General features: G+C 69.6%; 14 protein-coding genes and 1 pseudogene. 13 read left to right on the top strand and 2 right to left on the bottom strand.

Features of this window, described 5'->3' with window-relative positions:
• Positions 1-7: 7 nt before the first annotated feature.
• Positions 8-736, bottom strand: coding sequence for a glycoside hydrolase family 16 protein (locus tag AB0M11_RS38640; protein ID WP_365713154.1), 729 nt, complete (start codon positions 734-736; stop codon positions 8-10).
• A gap of 458 nt (positions 737-1194) precedes the next feature.
• On the opposite strand from AB0M11_RS38640, the gene AB0M11_RS38645 reads away from it, so the two are divergent.
• The 4 genes and pseudogenes from AB0M11_RS38645 (at position 1195) to AB0M11_RS38660 (ending at position 5309) form a co-directional block, all read left to right on the top strand.
• Positions 1195-2484 carry a glycoside hydrolase family 6 protein gene (locus AB0M11_RS38645; RefSeq protein WP_365713156.1) on the top strand — a complete coding sequence of 430 codons (1290 nt, stop codon included), beginning with the start codon at positions 1195-1197 and terminating at the stop codon, positions 2482-2484.
• 200 nt (positions 2485-2684) lie between these two features.
• A pseudogene (locus AB0M11_RS38650) lies at positions 2685-2819 on the top strand (YbhB/YbcL family Raf kinase inhibitor-like protein); the annotation flags it as partial.
• A gap of 256 nt (positions 2820-3075) precedes the next feature.
• Positions 3076-4644, top strand: a complete 1569-nt coding sequence (locus AB0M11_RS38655) for an alpha/beta hydrolase (RefSeq protein ID WP_365713158.1) — start codon at positions 3076-3078, stop codon at positions 4642-4644.
• 56 nt (positions 4645-4700) lie between these two features.
• On the top strand, positions 4701-5309 hold the full coding sequence (locus AB0M11_RS38660) for a GNAT family N-acetyltransferase (protein WP_365713160.1): 609 nt from the start codon (positions 4701-4703) through the stop codon (positions 5307-5309).
• On the opposite strand, the gene AB0M11_RS38665 is transcribed toward AB0M11_RS38660, so the two are convergent.
• On the bottom strand, positions 5233-5808 hold the full coding sequence (locus tag AB0M11_RS38665; RefSeq protein WP_365713162.1) for an adenylosuccinate lyase: 576 nt from the start codon (positions 5806-5808) through the stop codon (positions 5233-5235). The two genes, AB0M11_RS38660 and AB0M11_RS38665, sit on opposite strands and share 77 nt — an antisense overlap.
• A 378-nt stretch (positions 5809-6186) precedes the next feature.
• Here AB0M11_RS38665 and AB0M11_RS38670 point away from each other — a divergent pair, with 378 nt between their 5' ends.
• The 9 genes from AB0M11_RS38670 (at position 6187) to pssA (ending at position 17169) form a co-directional block, all read left to right on the top strand.
• A complete protein-coding gene (locus tag AB0M11_RS38670) occupies positions 6187-7992 on the top strand; it encodes a 3-hydroxybutyryl-CoA dehydrogenase (protein WP_365713164.1) in 1806 nt (601 codons plus the stop codon).
• Positions 7993-8137: 145 nt separating this feature from the next.
• Positions 8138-8953, top strand: coding sequence for a TetR family transcriptional regulator (locus AB0M11_RS38675; protein WP_365713175.1), 816 nt, complete (start codon positions 8138-8140; stop codon positions 8951-8953).
• A gap of 426 nt (positions 8954-9379) precedes the next feature.
• Positions 9380-10723, top strand: coding sequence for a crotonyl-CoA carboxylase/reductase (ccrA, locus tag AB0M11_RS38680; RefSeq protein ID WP_365713166.1), 1344 nt, complete (start codon positions 9380-9382; stop codon positions 10721-10723).
• Positions 10724-10740: 17 nt separating this feature from the next.
• Complete coding sequence (locus AB0M11_RS38685) at positions 10741-12807, top strand: protein meaA (RefSeq protein WP_365713168.1); 2067 nt, start codon at positions 10741-10743, stop codon at positions 12805-12807.
• On the top strand, positions 12804-13769 hold the full coding sequence (locus AB0M11_RS38690) for a CoA ester lyase (RefSeq protein WP_365713170.1): 966 nt from the start codon (positions 12804-12806) through the stop codon (positions 13767-13769). The genes AB0M11_RS38685 and AB0M11_RS38690 overlap by 4 nt, the downstream gene beginning before the upstream one ends.
• A 4-nt stretch (positions 13770-13773) precedes the next feature.
• Positions 13774-14286: a MaoC family dehydratase gene (locus tag AB0M11_RS38695; RefSeq protein ID WP_365713172.1), complete on the top strand. Its 513-nt coding sequence runs from the start codon at positions 13774-13776 to the stop codon at positions 14284-14286.
• Positions 14287-14289: 3 nt separating this feature from the next.
• The gene (locus AB0M11_RS38700; protein ID WP_365713174.1) at positions 14290-15495 is read left to right on the top strand and encodes an acyl-CoA dehydrogenase family protein; all 1206 of its coding nucleotides are present in this window, start codon (positions 14290-14292) and stop codon (positions 15493-15495) included.
• 170 nt (positions 15496-15665) lie between these two features.
• Entirely contained in the window at positions 15666-16322 is a 657-nt protein-coding gene (locus AB0M11_RS38705; RefSeq protein WP_189266580.1) for a phosphatidylserine decarboxylase, read from the top strand.
• Positions 16323-16344: 22 nt separating this feature from the next.
• Entirely contained in the window at positions 16345-17169 is an 825-nt protein-coding gene (gene pssA, locus AB0M11_RS38710; protein WP_365713177.1) for a CDP-diacylglycerol--serine O-phosphatidyltransferase, read from the top strand.
• Positions 17170-17298: the final 129 nt, after the last annotated feature.

The raw sequence follows: 17298 nt of genomic DNA on the forward strand, positions 1-17298 counted from the left end.
GGTCAGGTCACGGGTAGTACGGCGTGTAGGTGATCGAGGAGACCTTCAGGTAGCGGGCGCCGTCCGCCGTCGCCCAGGTCGAGTTGTCCGGATTGCCGGGCCAGTCGCCTCCCACCGCCGTGTCGACGATGAAGTGCATGCCGGTGCCGGCCGGCGTGGTGTAGGACTTCGAGCCCGTGATGGTGCCGTCCACCGCGAAGTCGACGTGGTCGGGCCACCACGTGAACGAATACGTGTGGAACGCGTTCGTCCACCCCGAGGAGTTGCTCTTCGAGTACTGAGTCTGCCCGTTGTTCTGGTCGTGAAGTGTCTGGTACACGGTGCGGTTGTTCTGGCCGACGATCTCGGCGGCGTCGAACTCGGGCAGCCACGGGTTCAGGTAGGCAGCCCACACCGCCGGGAGCAGCCCGCGTCCGTCGGGCATGTTCGCGGTGAAGCTGTAGGTGCCGTAGCCGTAGAGCGCCTTCGACTCCACGCGACCCGAGTAGTAGGTCCCGTTGGCGGCCTTGTATGTCTTGATCATCAGGGTGCCGCCGTCGTACCAGACGCAGTTCGGCGTGTACGTCTCCAGCTCGTTGTTGGCGGTCCACCTCCCGTTGATGACGTTCCACGAGTTGACGGTCTGGGGACTCCCCCAGGAACTGGCATGCGCCGGGTGAGCGGTGAAGGGCAGCAGCAGGCACGCCGTCACCAACGTGACCGCGCTGCGGACCGACGTGAAGAGACCAGCTGGCATGGTGAGCTCCGTTGCTCGGCCGTGGAGGCATTTTGGAAGCGCTTCCAGCGAGGGGGGCACTTCGCTCCGACGACGGTGAACATGACAGCGCCGTAACCTCCTGTCAATAGCTTCGACTTCAACTGTTGAACAAGAACAGGCTGTTCGCTTCGATGAGTGAGCTCGATTGAACTGAAGGCAGCACTGTTCCGGACGTTGCGGGTCACTGAGTTCAGCGCGTGAATGCAAAGGCGAGACGACGCGACCGCACGCCTCCATTGCTCATCCAGCCGTATACATCGTCCGCTTCAGTCTTGACACGGGCTCTCGTGCGCTCAATCATCACCAGCCTGGAAGCGCTCCCAACCGTGCACCGCGTGGCGGTGAGCCGTGAGCTTCCAGGCTCCGTCAGCGCAGCCGCCCGGCACACCCACACCTACGTACCGAACACCTCCGTACCGAAAGGGAGACTCCACCCCATGATCAATGGCAGAGCGCTCCGCCGGCTGGCCCTCGCGGCCTGTGCGGCGGCTCTCGTGGTGACGGGCCTCACCCCCGCCGGCGCCCAAGCCGCCCCCGGACCAGCACCGAGCCGAACCCTGGGCGGCGGCACCCGCTTCTACGTCGATCCACACAGCGAAGCCGCTCACCAGGCCCTCTCCGACCTGCGGGCCGGTCATCCGGCCGACGCGCGCACCATGGCCGAACTCGCCAGCTGGCCCGAGGCGGTCTGGCTGACCGACGGAACCCCCCGACAAGTCGGCGATCGCGTCCGAGGCATAGTCCGGGCCGCGAAGGCGACCCGCTCCGTCCCGCTGCTGGTCCTGTACAACGTTCCTGGCCGTGACTGCGGCTCCTATTCGGCCGGCGGCGCGGCCGACTCGGCCGCCTACGACGCCTGGGTGAAGGCTGTCGCCAGAGCCATCGGCACCTACAAGGCCGTCGTCATCGTCGAACCGGACTCACTCGCCCTGCTCCCCAAGGACTGCGGCCCGGACACCGACCCGACAGGTGCGCTCACCACCGCCCGTATCGCCGAGGTCAGATCGGCCGTCGGCACCCTGGAAGCCGACCCGGCGACCTCCGTCTACCTTGACGCCGGCAACAGCAAATGGCAGCCCGTCGGGGAGATCACCGGCCGACTGATCGACGCGGGCCTGCGGCAGGCGCAGGGATTCGCCCTCAACATCTCGAACTACCAGCCGACCGACCAGCTCAACCGCTATGGCACATGGGTGTCCAAATGCGTCTGGTACGCCACGGAATCCGCCGACCCCGCCGGGCGGGCCGACGAGTGTGCCGGCCAGTACTACTCCTCGGCTGCCCCCAACGACGGGCTCCCGGGCGACGCGGTCGAGGCCGACGACCCTTCGACCTGGCACTGGACCGACGCCTGGTACGACAGCAACGTCGGCACACCTCCTGCCGACCGGCTCACCCACTACGTCCTGGACACCAGCCGGAACGGACGGGGTGCATGGACCGCCCCGCCCGGCAAGTACACCGACGACGAGTCCTGGTGCAACGCCCCGGGCCGCGGAGTCGGCAACCGCCCCACGACGCAGACCGGCGTCCCCTTGGCCGACGCGTACCTGTACGTGAAGACCATCGGCCAGTCCGACGGCACCTGCCACCGCGGCACGGCCGGACCGGGAGACCCCGAGTACGGCGGCGTCGAGGATCCGCCCGCCGGTGCCTGGTGGCCGGACTTCGCCCACACCCTCGCCGGCAACGCCAACCCTCCGCTGACCTTCAACCACGCACACTGAGCACACCGCTTGGCACACCGCCCCGGCTCTCCTGGTCTCGTCGTGGAGTCCAGGAAGCCAGGCTTTTGATCCTGATCCGAAGGAGAACCACGAGCAACTTCGCCGGACAAGCTCGACGGCCTCGACGACGACGCCTTCGGCCAGGGCCGCGAGCGCGTCAGGCGTGCTGCTGGGGTTCGTGGGGGGTGCAGCCGGTCAACATCGTGGTGCACGCCCTGGACGTCGAGTCCATCGGCGTGGCGGCCGACAGCACGCCGGCCGTCCTGGGCTTCACCATGGCCGGCCACATTCTCGGCCGTGCGGTCCTGACCGCCACCGCCGAAACACCCGCCTGACGCGCAGCTTGTCCCAACTCATCGACACCACGGACGCTCAGCGACAGGTCCACTGAAGTCGTGCCGGAGCCCGTTCTCGTGAACAGGGCCACGGGGGTCGGCATCTCGGTCTCCGTCGGCGCGGGCGTTCGGGCGCAAGCCTCCGACCGATTGGGTCATTCATCGTCAGATCACGTTCTTCCGGGCCCTGTTTCCGGGACGATGCGGCGAGGGCCGTGACACGCGCGGTCCGCTCCCCTCCGTCCTGGGAGGACCCATGCGAACACGCGCAGCCGTGCTGTGCGCCGCCGCCACCGTCGTGGCCGGTTCGTTCACCGCCCTGCCCGCGACCGCCGCCGTCCGAGCCCCCCTCAAGGTGTCCCCGGTGACCTGGAAGAAGTGCGGCACCACCGACTACCCGACGCTCCAGTGCGGCTCGGTCAGGGTGCCCCTCGACCACCGCAACCCGCGCGGACGGCAGATCACGCTGGCCCTCTCGCGCGTCCCGCACACCGCGCCGGTCTCGCAGGGGCCGCTGCTGGTCAACCCCGGCGGCCCCGGCGGCAGCGGGCTGGCTCTCGCGGGTTTCGTGGCGTCCGCGCTGCCCAGGAAGGTGGCCGCACAGTACGACGTCATCGGCTTCGACCCGCGCGGCGTCGGCAGGAGCAGTCCGTCGATCGACTGCGCGCCCGGCTACTTCAAGCCGGTGCGCCCCGACCCGGTCCCGGCCACTCCCGCCCTCGAACAGGCGAACCTCAAGCGGGTGCGGTCGTTCGCGGCGGCCTGCGGAAAGAAGTACGCGAACCTGCTGCCGTACCTCGACACGGTCGACGCCGCACAGGACCTCGACTCGATCCGCCAGGCCCTCGGCGCCCGGCGGATCAGCTACTTCGGCTACTCGTACGGCACCTACCTGGGCGCGGTCTACGCGAAGCTGCACCCGGACCGGATCCACCGCCTGGTCCTGGACTCCATCGTCGACCCCACGGGCGTCTGGTACGACGACAACCTGGGCCAGGACCTGGCGTTCGACCACCGCCAGCGCGCCCTGATGGCCTGGATCGCGGCGTACGACTCGACGTACCGGCTCGGTACCGACCCGAAGAAGGTCGAGGCCAAGTGGTACGCCATGCGGGCCGCGCTGGCGAAGAAGCCGGCCGGTGGCACGGTGGGTGCCGCGGAACTGGAGGACACCTTCATCCCGGGCGGCTACTACAACGGCTACTGGCCCTACCTGGCCGAGGCGTTCTCCGCGTACGTCAACGGCCGGAAGACGGCCGCCCTGGTGGAGGCGTACCGGAACTTCGCCGCCGTCGACGCCTCCGGCGACAACGGCTACAGCGTCTACGCGGCCGTCCAGTGCCGGGACGCGTCCTGGCCCCGGGACTGGAACCAGTGGCGCAAGGACAACGAGGCGGCGTACGCGAAGGCGCCGTTCATGACCTGGAACAACGCCTGGTACAACGCGGCGTGCGCGTACTGGCCGACGAAGGCGCTCAAGCCGCTGGACATCGCCAACGGCACGCTCCCGCCGGTCCTCCTCTTCCAGGCGACGGACGACGCGGCCACCCCCTACCCGGGCGGCGTCACGGTCCACCGGCTGCTGGCCGGCTCCAGCCTGGTCGTCGAGCAGGGCGGCGGCAACCACGGCATCACGCTCAGCGGCAACACCTGCCTGGACACCCATCTCGCCGCCTACCTGACGGACGGCACGGTTCCGCACGGCACCGGCACCGCCGACGCGGTCTGCCGCAAGAGCCCCGACCCGAAACCCCTCACCACCAAGGCCGCCTCGACGTCGTCCCGCGGCTCGACCCTGCACGAACTGCTGGGCTTCCGCCGCTGAACCGCTGCTGACCCTCCGCGGGGGGCGTCGCCGGACCCGTGGTCCACCATGACCGCATGAGTGATCCGACACCCGACGCCTCCCTCCAGGTCCGCCCGATGGCGCTCGACGACTGCGACCGCGTCTCCGAGATACGCGTGCGCGGCTGGCAGTTCGCCTACCGGGGCCTCATGCCGCAGCCGTTCCTGGACGGGCTCAGCGTCGAGCAGGACGCCGAGCGCCGGCGGGCCCGGTACCGGGACGGCGGGAACGCGGTGACCGAACTGGTGGCGGTGCGCGGCGGCACGATCGTGGGCTGGGCGGCGCACGGACCCTACCGGGACGGCGACGTACGCACCGGCGACGCCGAGCTGTACGCCCTCTACGTGGACGCGGCCCACCTCGGCACCGGCGTGGGACGGGCGCTGCTGGGGACGGTCCTGGAGCAGTGCGCCGGGCACACGCGCGTCCGTCTGTGGGTGCTGAAGGAGAACGCGCGCGCCCGGCGGTTCTACGAGATCGCCGGCTTCGTGGCCGACGGCGCCGAGGAGCCGTACGAGGTCGACGGGGTGGCGGTGCCCGAGGTGCGGTACGTCAAGGAGCTCGGCCTCACCGCTGCCTGGGGATCCGGGCGAGGGCCCGGACCGCGGCCTCGGCGAGGGTGGGGTGGGCCAGGGCCTCGGTGAGGACGCGGCGGGCGCGGGTGTCGCCGAGGGCGCCGAGGCCGTCCACGCAGGCGAGGGCGACCTTGCGGTAGGGGTCGTGCGGGCGCAGCCGGCGTTCCAGGGTGGTGATCAGGGCGGGGACGGACTCCGGGGCGCGGAGTTCGACCAGGAGACGGACGGGGTGCAGGGCGTAGGCGACGCGGAGTTCGTTGGTGGCGAGGGCGGCGGCCGCGCGGGCGGTGCGCGGGTCGTCGAGTCGGGCGAGGGCCTGGGCGGCGGAGGCGCAGCGGGGTGGGTCGCGGTGGTTGAGGAGGAGGACCAGGGTCTCGAAGGCCCGCCGGTCGCCGGCCGTGCCCAGCCGGAACGCCGCCAGCTCCCGGGCCCACAGGGGCTGTCCGGCGGCGGTGAGCACCTCTGCCAGTGCGTCGTGGTCCTCGGTGGCCAGAAGCCGGTCGAAGGCGGCCGTCCCCTGCGACTCCTGCCGAAGACGCTCCGTGAGTGATCGCAACTCTTCGTCCACGAAGCCCAGCGTAGAGGGGTTGCGGCAGGCGAGGGACGTACATCACAAAGTCGGGGGGCTGGCGCGCTCGTTACCCGCCGGTTAAGCTCAATCGAGCGAGTGTCACCCACTCGCACCACCGCTCACGCCGGTTTGGTGACGCAGCCGCCGTGAGCACGAAGGTCGGTTCGGTACTTCGGTACCGCAGGTCCGGCCCGGCTCCGGGACAGGGCCGGTCGGAATCCGCCGCCGGGCGTGTGCGCGCCCTGGCGGCAGCACCGGGCGTGTGCGCTCGAAGCCCGGCACACCCGCATTCCAGCAGCTCTCTCCGCACCCGGTGCGTCCCTCGGCGCACCCGGGCGCGTTTCCAGTCGTCACCCTCATTCCTGGAGTCCCGCGATGGCCACTCCCCTGTCCGACCTTTCCCTGTCCCCGCTCAGGACGATCGCCGTCGTCGGCCTCGGCACCATGGGCACCGGTATCACCGAGGTCCTCGCGAGGGCCGGCCGCGAGGTGATCGGCATCGACGTGAGCGAGGCCCAGGCCGCGCGGTCCCTCGCCGCCCTGGAGACCTCGACGGCCCGAGCCGTGGCGCGCGGCAAGCTCACCGAGGCTGAGCGCGCGGGACTGCTGGCCCGGGTGCGCATCGGCACCGACCTGTCGGCCGCCGCCGGCGCCGGCCTCGTCATCGAGGTGGTCCCGGAGTCGTACGACATCAAGCACCAGGTCTTCCGGGAGCTGGACGGCGTCGTCGGCCCCGACACCATCCTCGCGACCGGCACCAACGCACTCTCCGTGACCCGGCTGGCCGCCGCCTCGGCCCGCCCCGAGCGCGTCCTCGGCCTGCACTTCTTCAACCCGGCCCCGGCGATGAAGCTGGTCGAGGTCGTCTCCTCGGTGCTCACCGCGCCGGGCGCCGTCGCCGCCGTCACCGACCTGGCGATCGAGCTGGGCAAGGAGCCGGTCGCGGTCGGCGACCGCCCCGGGTTCGTCGCGGACGGGCTGCTGTTCGGCTACCTCAACCAGGCCGCCGCGATGTACGAGGCGAAGTACGCCTCCCGCGAGGACATCGACGCGGCCATGCGGCTCGGCTGCGGCCTGCCGATGGGCCCGCTGGCCCTGCTCGACCTGATCGGCATCGACACGGCGCGCACGGTCCTGGAGGCCATGTACGCCGAGTCCCGCGACCGCCTGCACGCCCCGGCGCCCATCCTCAAGCAGCTCAGCGAGGCAGGCCTGACCGGCCGCAAGTCGGGCCGCGGCTTCTACTCCTACGAGGCCCCGGGCAGCGCCACCGTCGTCCGGGACGCGCTCACCCCGCTGGACGGCGCCGCGCTCACCCCGGGCCGTACGGTCCGCTCGGTCGGCGTCGCCGGCTCCGGCACCATGGCCTCCGGGATCGCCGAGGTCTTCGCCAAGGCCGGGTACGAGGTCGTCCTCGCCGCCCGCAGCGAGGAGAAGGCACAGGCGGCCAAGGCCCGCATCGGCAAGTCCCTGGACCGCTCCGTCGGCAAGGGCCGGATGACCGCGGAGGCGGCCGCCCGGACCCTGGACCTGATCACCCCGGCGGGTTCCTACGACGCCTTCGCGGACGTGGACCTGGCCGTCGAGGCGGTCGCCGAGGACCTGGAAGTCAAGCGGCAGCTGTTCCAGGCCCTGGACAAGGTCTGCAAGCCGGGCGCGGTCCTGGCCACCACCACCTCCTCGCTGCCGGTCGTCGCCTGCGCCCGCGCCACCTCGCGTCCGCAGGACGTGATCGGGATGCACTTCTTCAACCCCGCGCCGGCCATGAAGCTGGTCGAGGTGGTCCGGACCGTGCTGACCGGCGAGGACGTCCACGCCACCGTCCGCGAGGTCTGCGGCCGGATCAGGAAGCACGCGGTCGACTGCGGCGACCGGGCCGGGTTCATCGTGAACGCCCTGCTGTTCCCGTACCTCAACAACGCGATCAAGATGGTCGAGGAGCACTACGCCTCCCTCGACGACATCGACGCGGCGATGAAGCTGGGCGGCGGCTACCCGATGGGTCCGTTCGAGCTGCTCGACGTGGTCGGCCTGGACGTCTCGCTCGCCATCGAGAAGGTGCTGCACCGGGAGTTCCGCGACCCGGGCCTCGCGCCCGCGCCGCTCCTGGAGCACCTGGTGGCCGCGGGCTGCCTCGGCCGCAAGACCGGCCGCGGCTTCCGCGAATATGCCCGCCGCTGACGGCGTCGGCGACTGGTTCGGGGACGACCTGGACGGCAAGGACTGGGGCGGGCTGCTCGACCCCGCGGACGGTCCCCCGCCCTTCGCGGGCGGGGGAAACCCGGGACGTGCGCATCACGCTGCGCACATGCAGTACGTTCGGGTCATGCCCCAGCCCGCCAAGTCCTCACGTACCCCCGCCACGCCCGACGCGCCGGAGAGCGCCGCGAGCAGCCGCGCGGCGGCCCAGCGGCTCAAGATGCGCCGAGAGCTGGCGGCCGCCGCGATGGAGCTCTTCGCGACGAAGGGGTACGAGGCGACCACCGTCGACGAGATCGCGGCGGCGGCCGGGGTCGCCCGCCGCACCTTCTTCCGCCACTTCCGCTCCAAGGAAGAGGCGATCTTCCCGGACCACGACGACACGCTGATCCGCGCCGAGGCGGTGCTGAACGCGGCCCCGGCCCACGAGCACCCGCTCGACACGGTGTGCCGCGGCATCAAGGAAGTCATGAAGATGTACGCGGCCCGGCCGGAGATCTCGGTGGCCCGCTACAAGCTCACCCGCGAGGTGCCCACTCTCCGCGAGGCCGAGATCGCGTCGGTGGCCCGTTACGAGCGCCTGTTCACCCGCTATCTCCTCGGCCACTTCGACGAGCACGCCCACGCGGACGACGCGAACGACGACCCGCTGCTGGCCGAGGTCGCGGCGTCGGCGGTGGTCACCGCCCACAACCACGTGCTGCGGCGCTGGCTGCGGGCGGGCGGTCAGGGGGACGTCGAGCTCCAGCTGGACCACGCCTTCGCGATCGTGCGGAAGACGTTCGGGAACGGGATCGGGGCGGGCCGGGAGTCGGCGCCCCGCCCGCCCGCGCCGGCCTCGGTCTCCTCGCAGGGGGAGGTGCTGGTGACGGTCGCTCGCACGGACGCACCCCTGGACGAAGTGATGCGGACCATCGAGCAGGCGCTGAAGGAGCGGTCGTAAAGAGACGGTAGGGGTGGGTCGCGGTCACAGAACCGCGGCTCCGCCGCTCGTCCTCGCACGCCGGACGGGCTGGAGGTTCGTCCGGACGTCTCCCGCAAGACGGGCTATTTTCCCCTACCCGGCGGTAGGTTTGATCGATCATCGCTCATTTGTTACGTAAAGATTTCATCTGAGAGCGATTTCTGGCACTCAGTGCCTTGCCGACTGACACGGGGTGTCATACGTTGATGGTGTCCGGCCTGTCCCGGTGAGCCCACCAGCTCCCCCGTCGGACGCCTGCGTCACAGGCAACCTCCCGCGCCACAAAGCGCTGCCGAAGCACCAGACCCGCCGAACCGACGGCACTTTTCCCGAAAACCCTCAGCAGCACCGCCGCAACCCTCAGCGCCCCTTCCCTCATGGGGCGCACACCGCCGGAGGCAACACGTGACCACTCAGGCCATCCTGGACGCGATCCAGTCGCCGGAATCGACGCCGGCCGACTTCGCCGCCCTGCCGCTTCCCGAGTCGTACCGCGCGATCACCGTGCACAAGGACGAGACGGACATGTTCGCGGGCCTGGAGACCCGCGACAAGGACCCGCGCAAGTCCATCCACCTCGACGAGGTCCCGCTGCCCGAGCTGGGTCCGGGCGAGGCCCTGGTCGCCGTCATGGCATCCAGTGTCAACTACAACTCGGTGTGGACCTCGATCTTCGAGCCGCTCTCGACCTTCGGCTTCCTGGAGCGCTACGGCCGCCTCAGCGAGCTGACCAAGCGGCACGACCTGCCGTACCACATCATCGGCTCGGACCTCGCGGGCGTCGTCCTGCGCACCGGCCCCGGCGTCAACGCCTGGAAGCCCGGTGACGAGGTCGTCGCGCACTGCCTGAGCGTGGAGCTGGAGTCCAGCGACGGTCACAACGACACCATGCTCGACCCCGAGCAGCGGATCTGGGGCTTCGAGACCAACTTCGGCGGCCTCGCCGAGATCGCGCTGGTCAAGTCCAACCAGCTGATGCCGAAGCCGGACCACCTCAGCTGGGAGGAGGCCGCCGCCCCGGGCCTGGTCAACTCCACCGCGTACCGGCAGCTGGTCTCCCGCAACGGCGCCGGCATGAAGCAGGGCGACAACGTCCTGATCTGGGGCGCGAGCGGCGGCCTCGGCTCGTACGCCACCCAGTTCGCGCTGGCCGGCGGCGCCAACCCGATCTGCGTCGTGTCCTCGCCGCAGAAGGCCGACATCTGCCGGGCCATGGGCGCCGAGGCGATCATCGACCGCACCGCCGAGGACTACAAGTTCTGGAAGAACGAGCGTGAGCAGGACCCGCGCGAGTGGAAGCGCTTCGGCAAGCGCATCCGTGAGCTCACCGGCGGCGAGGACATCGACATCGTCTTCGAGCACCCCGGCCGCGAGACCTTCGGCGCCTCCGTCTACGTCACCCGCAAGGGCGGCACCATCACCACCTGCGCCTCCACCTCGGGCTACATGCACGAGTACGACAACCGCTACCTGTGGATGTCCCTGAAGCGGATCATCGGCTCGCACTTCGCCAACTACCGCGAGGCCTGGGAGGCCAACCGGCTGATCGCGAAGGGCAAGATCCACCCGACCCTGTCGAAGACGTACGCCCTGGAGGAGACCGGCCAGGCCGCCTACGACGTGCACCGCAACCTCCACCAGGGCAAGGTCGGCGTCCTCTGCCTCGCCCCCGAGGAAGGTCTCGGCGTGCGCGACGAGGAGATGCGGGCCAAGCACCTCGACGCCATCAACCGCTTCCGCAACGTCTGAGACACCCGAGGTCATACATGACTGAGCGTCAGATCGCCGACGGGGCCCGTGAGCCCGCGCCGCAGGCGCAGAAGGACCGGCCGTGGCTCATGCGCACGTACGCCGGGCACTCCACGGCCGAGGCGTCCAACGAGCTGTACCGGCGCAACCTCGCCAAGGGGCAGACGGGTCTGTCGGTGGCGTTCGACCTGCCGACGCAGACCGGCTACGACCCCGACCACATCCTCGCCCGCGGCGAGGTCGGCCGGGTGGGCGTGCCCGTCTCGCACCTCGGTGACATGCGCCGGCTGTTCCAGGACATCCCCCTGGAGCAGATGAACACCTCGATGACGATCAACGCCACCGCCATGTGGCTGCTGGCGCTCTACCAGGTCGTCGCGGAGGAGCAGGGCGCGGACCTCACCAAGCTCCAGGGGACGACCCAGAACGACATCGTCAAGGAGTACCTGTCCCGGGGGACGCACGTCTTCCCGCCGGGGCCGAGCCTCCGGCTGACGACGGACATGATCGCGTACACGGTCTCCCACCTGCCGAAGTGGAACCCGATCAACATCTGCAGCTACCACCTGCAGGAGGCGGGCGCCACGCCGGTGCAGGAGATCGCGTACGCGATGTCCACCGCCGTCGCCGTCCTGGACGCGGTGCGCGACGGCGGCCAGGTGCCGCAGGAGCGGATGGGTGACGTCGTCGCCCGCATCTCCTTCTTCGTGAACGCGGGCGTCCGGTTCATCGAGGAGATGTGCAAGATGCGGGCGTTCGGCCGCATCTGGGACAAGGTCACCCGGGAGCGGTACGGCATCGAGAACCCCAAGCAGCGCCGGTTCCGGTACGGCGTGCAGGTCAACTCGCTCGGCCTGACGGAGGCGCAGCCGGAGAACAACGTCCAGCGGATCGTCCTGGAGATGCTGGCCGTGACACTGTCGAAGGACGCACGTGCGCGTGCCGTGCAGTTGCCGGCCTGGAACGAGGCCCTGGGCCTGCCCCGGCCCTGGGACCAGCAGTGGTCGCTGCGCATCCAGCAGGTGCTCGCCCACGAGAGCGACCTGCTGGAGTACGACGACATCTTCGAGGGCTCGCACGTCATCGAGGCGAAGGTCGCCCAACTGGTCGAGGACTCCCTCGCCGAGATGGACCGGATCCAGGAGATGGGCGGCGCGATGGCCGCCGTCGAGTCCGGCTACCTGAAGTCGCAGCTGGTGGCCTCGCACGCCGAGCGGCGGGGCCGGATCGAGTCCGGCCAGGAGAAGATCGTCGGCGTCAACATCTTCGAGACCACCGAGCCCAACCCGCTCACCGCCGACCTGGACACGGCCATCCAGACGGTCGACCCGGCCGTCGAGGCGCGGGTCGTCGAGGCGATCGGGCGCTGGCGCGACACGCGCTACCAGCCGCCGTTCAACCACCCGCGGCCCTGCAAGGCCCTGGAGCGGCTGAAAGAGGCCGCCAAGGGCACCGACAACCTCATGGAGGCCACCCTGGAGTGTGCCCGCGCCGGGGTCACGACCGGCGAGTGGGCGGGCGCGCTCCGGGAGGTGTTCGGCGAGTTCCGGGCACCCACCGGGGTCTCCTCGGCTCCGATCGCGGTCCCCGTCGAGCCGGGCTCGGCGCTGGCCGAGGTGCGGGCCAAGGTGGACGCGACCGCGCGCGACCTGGGCAGCGGCAAGCTCCGCTTCCTGGTCGGCAAGCCGGGTCTCGACGGACACTCCAACGGCGCCGAGCAGATCGCGGTGCGCGCCCGGGACGCCGGCTTCGAGGTGGTCTACCAGGGCATCCGGCTCACCCCGGAGCAGATCGTGGACGCGGCCCTGGCCGAGGACGTGCACGCGGTGGGCCTGTCGATCCTCTCCGGGTCGCACGCCCAGCTGGTCCCGGACGTCCTGGAACGACTCCGTGTGGCCGGTGCCACAGATATACCGGTGATCGCCGGTGGCATCATCCCGAACGGGGATGCCGAGCAACTGCGGGAAGCCGGAGTGGCCGCGGTCTTCACCCCGAAGGACTTCGACATCACCGGAATCATCGGCCGCATCGTCGACGAGATCCGGAAAGCGAACAAGCTCGACCCCCTGGAGGTCCCCGCATGACCACGCCCGTCAACCGGCTCCGCCCGCGGCGTTCCTGCCTGGCCGTACCCGGTTCGAACCCGCGCTTCCTGGAGAAGGCGCAGGGACTCCCGGCGGACCAGGTCTTCCTGGACCTGGAGGACGCGTGCGCGCCGCTGGCCAAGCCCGAGGCGCGGCACACCATCGTCAAGTTCCTCAACGAGGGCGACTGGACCGGCAAGACGCGCGTGGTCCGCGTCAACGACTGGACGACCGAGTGGACGTACCGTGACGTCGTGACCGTGGTCGAGGGCGCCGGGCAGAACCTCGACTGCATCATGCTGCCGAAGGTGCAGACGGCCCAGCAGGTCGTCGCGCTGGACCTGCTGCTCACCCAGATCGAGAAGACCATGGGCTTCGAGGTCGGCAAGATCGGCATCGAGGCGCAGATCGAGAACGCGCAGGGCCTGAACAACGTCAACGAGATCGCGACGGCCTCTCAGCGCGTCGAGACGATCATCTTCGGCCCGGCCGACTTCATGGCGTCCATCAACATGAAGTCGCTGGTCGTGGGCGAGCAGCCGCCCGGCTACCCGGCGGACGCCTACCACTACATCCTGATGCGGATCCTGATGGCCGCCCGCGCCAACAACCTCCAGGCGATCGACGGCCCCTACCTGCAGATCCGCAACATCGACGGCTACCGGGAGGTCGCCCGGCGCGCCGCGGCCCTCGGTTTCGACGGCAAGTGGGTGCTGCACCCCGGCCAGGTCGAGGCGTCCAACGAGATCTTCTCGCCGTCCCAGGAGGACTACGACCACGCCGAGCTGATCCTGGACGCGTACGACTACTACACGTCCGAGGCGGGCGGCAAGAAGGGCTCCGCGATGCTCGGCGACGAGATGATCGACGAGGCCAGCCGCAAGATGGCCCTGGTCATCTCGGGCAAGGGCCGGGCCGCCGGCATGCAGCGCACCTCGAAGTTCGAGATCCCGGAGGCATGACGCGATGCAGTTCGGACGCACGTACGAGGAGTTCGAGGTCGGGGCGACGTACAAGCACTGGCCCGGGAAGACGGTCACGGAGTACGACGACCACCTGTTCTGTCTCCTCACCATGAACCACCACCCGCTCCACATGGACACGAACTACGCCGAGAAGACGACGGACTTCGGCAGGAACGTGGTGGTCGGGAACTACGTCTACTCGCTGCTGCTGGGCATGTCCGTGCCGGACATCTCCGGCAAGGCGATCGCCAACCTGGAGATCGAGTCGCTCAAGCACGTGGCGCCGACCTTCCACGGCGACACGATCTACGGCCAGACGACCGTGCTCGACAAGTGGCCCTCCAAGTCGAAGAGCGACCGCGGGATCGTCCACGTCGAGACCAAGGGTTACAAGCAGGACGGCACGCTGGTGTGCGTCTTCCGCCGCAAGGTGATGGTGCCGACCGAGACGTACATCAAGGAGCGCGGCGGCGAACAGCCGGGCCGCCCCGAGCTGAAGGAACAGGGGAAGTAAGCGATGGCCCGTCTCGCCCGGACCGCCGGTCTGACCGACGTCCAGCAGGAGATCCTCTCCACCGTCCGCGACTTCGTGGACAAGGAGATCATCCCGGTCGCCACCGAACTGGAGCACCGCGACGAGTACCCTCAGGCGATCGTCGACGGCCTCAGGGAGCTCGGCCTGTTCGGCCTGATGATCCCCGAGGAGTACGGCGGCCTGGGCGAGTCCCTCCTGACGTACGCGCTGTGCGTCGAGGAGATCGCCCGGGGCTGGATGTCCGTCTCCGGGATCATCAACACGCACTTCATCGTGGCGTACATGCTCAAGCAGCACGGCACGCAGGAGCAGAAGGAGCACTTCCTGCCGCGGATGGCGGCCGGCGACATCCGGGGCGCGTTCTCGATGTCGGAGCCGGGCCTCGGCTCGGACGTGTCGGCGATCACCTCGAAGGCGGTGAAGGACGGCGACGAGTACGTCCTGAACGGCCAGAAGATGTGGCTGACGAACGGCGGCACGTCGTCCCTCGTGGCCGTCCTGGTGCGAAGTGACGAAGGACACCCCGAGGGCACGGCCCCGCACAAGTCGATGACGACCTTCCTGGTCGAGAAGGAGCCCGGATTCGGCGAGGTGCGCCCCGGCCTCACCATCCCCGGCAAGATCGACAAGATGGGCTACAAGGGGGTCGACACCACCGAGCTGATCATGGACGGGCTGCGGATCCCGGCCGATCGGGTGCTGGGCGGGGTCACCGGCCGAGGTTTTTACCAAATGATGGACGGAGTCGAGGTCGGCCGCGTCAATGTGGCGGCGCGCGGCTGCGGCGTCGCCCAGCGTGCGTTCGAACTGGGGGTCCAGTACGCCCAGCAACGTCACACTTTCGGCAAGCCGATCGCCCAGCACCAGGCCATCCAGTTCAAGCTCGCGGAGATGGCCACCAAGGTCGAGGCCGCGCATGCCATGATGGTCAACGCCGCACGCAAAAAGGACTCCGGCGAGCGAAACGACCTTGAGGCGGGGATGGCGAAGTACCTCGCCTCGGAGTACTGCAAAGAGGTCGTGGAGGACGCCTTCCGGATCCACGGCGGCTACGGCTTCTCCAAGGAGTACGAGATCGAACGCCTGTACCGTGAGGCGCCCATGCTGCTGATCGGCGAGGGCACCGCCGAGATCCAGAAAATGATCATCGGACGCAGACTGCTCGAAGAGTATCGATTCCAGGGCTGATTGTCCGGGTACGGGGTGTTTTCTTCGAGAAGAAGATCACACCCCGTCAACGGTCTTCGGCCGCCGACTCGGCTTCCTGGCTTGCCCAGTTGCGGCCCCCGACCGGTACGATCCCGGAAAGCCGCCGTCCCCGATTCCTCGCGCGGCATCATCCGCTACGAAGGTCATCCATGCCCCACAGCCAAACCTCTGCACATCGAGACAGCCTGGCCGGCGTACGCCTCGCGCGCGGAGCATCGCCGTGGCTTCTCCCGACCGTCGCCACCGCAGCCGTCAGCCTGCTCCGCGCCCGTCGCTCCGGCGCCGCCAAGGCCGTCGCCGTGCCCGCCACCGCGCTCGCGGCGGGCATGCTGTGGTTCTTCCGCGACCCCGAGCGTGAGATCGCCCAGGGCCGTGTCATCTCCCCCGCCGACGGTGTGGTGCAGAGCATCATGCCGTGGAAGGACGGCCGCACCCGCGTCGCGATCTTCATGAGCCCGCTCAACGTCCACGTCAACCGCGCGCCCCTGTCGGGCCAGGTGACGTCGGTGGAGCACATCCCCGGTGGCTTCGTTCCCGCCTTCAACAAGGAGAGCGAGAACAACGAGCGCGTAGTCTGGCATTTCGACACCGAACTCGGCGACATCGAGATGATCCAGATCGCCGGCGCGGTGGCCCGCCGCATCGTCCCCTACGTCCCGCAGGGCACGAAGGTCGAGCAGGGCGACCGCATCGGTCTGATCCGCTTCGGCTCGCGCGTCGACATCTACCTGCCCGAGGGCGTGGAGGTCGCGGTCGAGGTCGGCCAGAAGACCGTGGCTGGGGTGACTCGCATTGACCGTGATTGATCCAGAGACCCAGGCGGGCTGGGTGCCCGAGGCCGACCAGATCGGCGACGACGAGGAGGAGATGCCGCTCTCTCTCCGCCTCTCGATAGCGGACACCCTCACGCTCGGCAACGCCACCTGTGGCTTCATGGCGGTGTACTTCACCACCACGGGCATCCTGATCCCGCACCTGACCGGGGACGACCAGTCGGCCGGCATGGCGCGGCACAGCGCCGCCACCGCGGTCATCCTGATGCTCTGCGCGGCGATCTTCGACCTGTTCGACGGCCTGGTCGCCCGCAAGCTGCGCTCCTCCCCCATGGGCGCGGAGCTGGACAACCTCTCCGACCTGATCAGCTTCGGCCTGGCCCCGGCGTACTTCGTGCTCGTCTACGGCATGGTGGCGGACGACGCCTACCAGAAGGTGGCCGCGGTCGGCGCGGTCGTGGTGCTGCTGGCCGTGGTGCTGAGACTCGCGCGTTTCTCGTGCGTGACACCGCCGAACGGCATGTTCCAGGGCATGCCGAGCCCCTTCGGGGCGCTGACGGTAGTCTCGATCGTCCTTCTCGAGCTGCCGTTCTTCGCCACCCTGCTGGCGATCCTCGGCACCGCGTGGCTGATGGTGAGCCGGGTCGAGTACCCGAAGCCGCGCGGCCGCCTCGCCGTCGCGATGCTCTCCTGGATCGTGCTCGGCGTGGGCCTCCTGGCGGCCTGGGCCTTCGACGCCCCGGGCGGCCAGCTGCTCCTGCAGACCGGCTGCGCGCTGCAGCTGGTGACGGGCGCGGTGATCCCGCTGTTCGCCACGGCCCGCCGGGTGAACAACTTCCGCGACAACCGCCGCGAGGCGCGGGCGGCGCAGCTGCCCTGACGCTCCGCGCACCACCGACGGGCGTGGGCCCGGCCGTTGATGTGGGGGGGCCCCCCCGTTAGCGGTGGTAGGGGGTGGGGGGTGGGGTTTTTTGGGGGAACAAACCCAACCCGGCGGCGCGGGGGAGAG

The organism is Streptomyces sp. NPDC051987, assembly GCF_040680735.1.
In the GTDB taxonomy this organism is placed as follows: domain Bacteria; phylum Actinomycetota; class Actinomycetes; order Streptomycetales; family Streptomycetaceae; genus Streptomyces.

What these genes read in the sequence shown, in the direction of transcription:
- AB0M11_RS38640 (WP_365713154.1), bottom strand. Translation starts at nt 736, where the DNA reads ATGCCAGCTGGTCTCTTCACGTCGGTCCGCAGCGCGGTCACGTTGGTG.
- AB0M11_RS38645 (WP_365713156.1), top strand. Translation starts at nt 1,195, where the DNA reads ATGATCAATGGCAGAGCGCTCCGCCGGCTGGCCCTCGCGGCCTGTGCG.
- AB0M11_RS38655 (WP_365713158.1), top strand. Translation starts at nt 3,076, where the DNA reads ATGCGAACACGCGCAGCCGTGCTGTGCGCCGCCGCCACCGTCGTGGCC.
- AB0M11_RS38660 (WP_365713160.1), top strand. Translation starts at nt 4,701, where the DNA reads ATGAGTGATCCGACACCCGACGCCTCCCTCCAGGTCCGCCCGATGGCG.
- AB0M11_RS38670 (WP_365713164.1), top strand. Translation starts at nt 6,187, where the DNA reads ATGGCCACTCCCCTGTCCGACCTTTCCCTGTCCCCGCTCAGGACGATC.
- AB0M11_RS38675 (WP_365713175.1), top strand. Translation starts at nt 8,138, where the DNA reads ATGCCCCAGCCCGCCAAGTCCTCACGTACCCCCGCCACGCCCGACGCG.
- AB0M11_RS38685 (WP_365713168.1), top strand. Translation starts at nt 10,741, where the DNA reads ATGACTGAGCGTCAGATCGCCGACGGGGCCCGTGAGCCCGCGCCGCAG.
- AB0M11_RS38690 (WP_365713170.1), top strand. Translation starts at nt 12,804, where the DNA reads ATGACCACGCCCGTCAACCGGCTCCGCCCGCGGCGTTCCTGCCTGGCC.
- AB0M11_RS38695 (WP_365713172.1), top strand. Translation starts at nt 13,774, where the DNA reads ATGCAGTTCGGACGCACGTACGAGGAGTTCGAGGTCGGGGCGACGTAC.
- AB0M11_RS38700 (WP_365713174.1), top strand. Translation starts at nt 14,290, where the DNA reads ATGGCCCGTCTCGCCCGGACCGCCGGTCTGACCGACGTCCAGCAGGAG.
- AB0M11_RS38705 (WP_189266580.1), top strand. Translation starts at nt 15,666, where the DNA reads ATGCCCCACAGCCAAACCTCTGCACATCGAGACAGCCTGGCCGGCGTA.